Consider the following 3,796-nt stretch of genomic DNA (forward strand, 5'->3'; position numbering starts at 1 on the left):
CATGCGGGAGGGCGACCGGGCCCGGTCCGTGAACGGTCCGTGGACGCTTCGTCAGCCGGTGACCATGGTCTTGCCGGGGAGCGTGTTCCAGCCGCTCCACCCGCTCTTCCCCGGCCGGTACGAGGCGTGGTTGAAGACGCCGTTCTGGCCGGTGGCGAAGAGGTCCAGGGTGCCGGCCGCCGCGTTGAACGTCGCGGTCGGGAAGCGGCCGGTGGTGAACCTCCAGTCCCCGACGTCGGTCCAGTCGCTCCACGGCTTGCCGTCGGGCTGCCACTCGGAGCGGGCGAGGACGCCGCCGCCGTCGACCGCGAAGAGCGCGAAGCCGCCGGTGGCCGGGTCGAAGACGGCGGTCGGCGAGCCCGCGAACTGACGGCTGCGGATCTCGGACCAGCCGCTCCACTTCGTCATGCCCGGGCTGTAGTAGGAGTGCGCGACGACACCGCTGGTCCGGGTGGCGAAGACCTCCGCGACCTTGGTGACCGGGTTGTAGACGGACGTGGGGCTGCCGGTGAACCGCACGTTGTCGTCCTGGGCGTACCAGGGGTTCCAGTCCTGGCCCGGCAACCAGTAGCTCTGCTTCAGCACACCGTCGGTGTTGACCGCGAACAGCTCGATGGCGCCGGTGGCGGGGTTGTACAGGGCGGTCGGGCTGCCCGTGAACTCCTTGTTGGCCTTGATGTCGTACCAGCCGCTCCACCCCGTCATGCCCACGGTGTAGTAGGAGTGCGCGACGGCCCCGTCGGTCTGGGTGGCGAAGACCTCCGCGGTCTTCGTCGCCGGGTTGTAGACGGCGGTGGGGCTGCCGGTGAACCTCTTGTCGGTGGGCTGGTAGTACCACTCGGTCCAGCCCTTGCCGTCCGGCAGCCAGTAGGTCTGGCAGAGCACGCCGTCGGTGCCGACGGCGAACAGCTCGATGGCACCGGTGGCGGGGTTGAACACGGCGGTGGGGACGCTCGCGAACCGCCAGTCGCCGCCGACCCGCGTCCAGTCGGTCCAGGTCGTGCCGTCCGCGCTGGAGGAGGACACCACGTGGCGGTCGCTGTCGACGGCGAAGACCGTGGTGGTCTTCCGGACCGGGTCGTAGACCGAGCTGCGGGCGGCCGGGTTGGCGGTGACGGTGTCCCACCAGCCGTCGCGGACCTGGTTGATCCACGCGCCGAGGTCGTCGACCCGGGAGTTGTACGCGCCGGTGCGGGTCTCGGTGGCGGGCACACCCAGGCAGCCGCCCTGCCAGGAGCGGGAGGCCACGGCCACCAGCTCGGCCTTGCCGTTGACCTCGCGGACCACGGGGGCGCCGGTGTCGCCCTTGCAGAGCGCCGCGCCGCCCGTACCGGTGGTGCCGATGCCCGTCGCGCTCACGGTGTCGAGGCTGAACGCGCCGGAGTGGAGCCGGTTCGGGATCCACTCCGTTTTGGTGCGCCCGTACCCGGGCACCCGCAGGGTCTGGCCGGTGGTCGGGGCGGTGGTGGCGACCGCGAGCGGGGCGATGCCGGTGACGGGCACGGCCAGGCGGGCCAGGACCAGGTCGCGGTCCTGACGCGGCGCCAGCTCCACCACGTCCGTCACGAGACCGGCGCCCGTGGCCAGGTCGGTGCGCCCGACGGTGGCGGTGGTCTTCCACTTCGGCGCACCGGCGGCCAGCGCCTGCGGCTGCGCCGGGTCGTCGGAGAAGCACGAGGCGGCCGTGGCCACCCAGTAGCGGTCCACCAGCGCGCCGGTGCAGACGCGCACGTTGTCGCCGATCGCCAGGCGGACGGTGTAGGCGTAGGAGCCGTCGGCGGGCGCGTCGCCGACCACGGCGCCGGCCGGGGTGACGGTGCACAGCGTGCCGGCGGTCGCGGCCGCGGCCAGCACGCCGGCCCGCCAGGAGCGGACCTGGGACTTGCGGGACATGAGGGATCTCCAGGGAGCGTTCGGGGAAGACGGCACCCCGCGGGTGCGCGGGGTGCCGGTGGCCTTCGACCGGCGGCCATGGCGGGCCGCAGCGGGTCTGCCGCAGATCAGGGCGCGGGTCAGGGCGCGGAGGGGCCGCCGTGGAAGCGGACCCAGACCGGGCCGCCCTGGCCCTGCGGGTCGATGGACCAGAGGGTGCTGTTGACGTCCCTGACGTACGTGACCAGGTGCTTGGTGGCCGGGTCGACGACGGTCTGCGGGACGGCGTCGGCGGCCAGCGCGGTGCCCGACGGGGTGAGGGGGAACTCGGTCCACTTCCCGGTGGCGAAGTCGAGCGCGTTCAGCCGGTTGTTCGGGCCGTTGACGTACACCACGGTCCGGTTGGCCGTCTTGTCGGCGATCGCGACCGGGTCGGTGGCGGCCATCACGCCCCAGTCCCGCCAGCCCGGGCCGAACGGGTCGACGGACCACAGGTGGTTGGCGGCGTCACGGACGAAGGTGGTGAAGTGCCCGGTGGCCGGGTCGACCACGGTCGAGGGCACCGCGTCGGGGGCCATGGCCGGCGGGATGAACTCGACCCGGCCGGCGCCCCGGCGGTCGATGGAGTTCAGCCGGTTGTTCGGCCCGTTGACGTACACCACGATGTGGCCGTCGTTCGGGTTGATGACGGGCACCGGGTCGGTGGCGGCCAGCCCGCCGAAGTCGTACCAGCCCTCGCCCTGCGGGTCGACGGACCACAGGTGGTGGGCGGTGTCGCGGACGAAGGTGACCAGGTGGCCGGTGGCCGGGTCGACGACCGTGCGCGGCACGGCGTCGGGGGCCAGCACCGTCCCGGCGGGGGTGGGGATGAAGTCGGTCCACTTGCCGGTGGTGCGGTCGTAGGACCAGAGCTTGTTGTCCGGCCCGTTGACGTACACGATCACGTGGTTGTCGGCCGGGTTGGCGATCGCGGTGGGGCGGGCGGCCGCGTAGCCGCCCAGGTCGGTCCAGCCCTCGTTCTGCGGGTCGACCGACCACAGGTGGTTCTTGCTGTCCTGGACGAAGGTCAGCGGGTGCCCGGTGGCGGGGTCGACGACGGTGAACGGCGAGCCGGTGACCTTGGTCCCCGACGGGGTCGAGTGGCGGACGTTGGTGATCCACACGCCGAGGTCGTCGACCCGGGTCGCGTACGCGCCGGTGCGGGTCTCGGCGGCCGGGGTGCCCAGGCAGCCGCCCTGCCAGGAACGGGAGGCGACGGCCACCAGCTCGGCCTTGCCGTTCGTCTCACGGATGGCGGGGGCGCCGGTGTCGCCCTTGCAGACCGCCGCGCCGCCCGTCCCCGTGATGCCGACACCGGTCGCGCTCACCGTGTCGAGCGAGAACGCGCCGGTGTGCGGCTTGTTCGGCACCCACTCGTCCTTGGTCCGGCCGAAACCGGCGACGCGCAGGCTCTGCCCGGCCGTCGGCGCCGAGGTGCCCACCTCCAGCGGCGTCACACCGTCGACCGGCACGGCCAGACGGGCCATCACCAGGTCGCGGTCGGCGCGCGGCACCAGCTCGACCACCTGGGCCGACTTGGCACCGACGGTGGCGGTGGTGTTCCACTTCGGCTTGCCGGCCGCGAGGGCCTGCGGCTGCGCCGGGTCGTCGGAGAAGCAGGAGGCGGCGGTGATCACCCAGTACTGGTCGATCAGCGCGCCGGTGCAGCCGCGCAGGCTGTCGCCGATGACGATCCGCGCGGTGGTGGCGGAGGCGGTGTCGGTCGCGGCGCCGCCGGAGACGGCGCCGGCCGGGGCGAAGGTGGTCAGCGCGCCGGCGGCGGCGGCCGCGACGGCGGCCAGCACACCCGCCCGCCGCGGGCGGAGCTGGGACTTGCGGGACATGGGACTCCCCTTCGGGTCGGTGTGTGGGAGCCCGCGGGGGC

2 protein-coding genes are annotated in these 3,796 nt (G+C 73.4%); both read right to left on the bottom strand.

Going from position 1 to position 3,796, the window contains the following annotated elements:
• Positions 1–51 precede the first annotated feature (51 nt).
• Positions 52–1,893 (bottom strand): trypsin-like serine protease, encoded by a 1,842-nt coding sequence (locus tag ACFU6K_RS33525; RefSeq protein WP_380669521.1) that lies wholly within the window; start codon positions 1,891–1,893, stop codon positions 52–54.
• A 119-nt stretch (positions 1,894–2,012) separates the two neighbouring features.
• Positions 2,013–3,755 carry a trypsin-like serine protease gene (locus tag ACFU6K_RS33530; protein ID WP_380669523.1) on the bottom strand — a complete coding sequence of 581 codons (1,743 nt, stop codon included), beginning with the start codon at positions 3,753–3,755 and terminating at the stop codon, positions 2,013–2,015.
• Between the last annotated feature and the right edge of the window lie 41 nt (positions 3,756–3,796).

The sequence above is a fragment of the Kitasatospora sp. NPDC057512 genome, assembly GCF_042802135.1.
In the GTDB taxonomy this organism is placed as follows: domain Bacteria; phylum Actinomycetota; class Actinomycetes; order Streptomycetales; family Streptomycetaceae; genus Kitasatospora.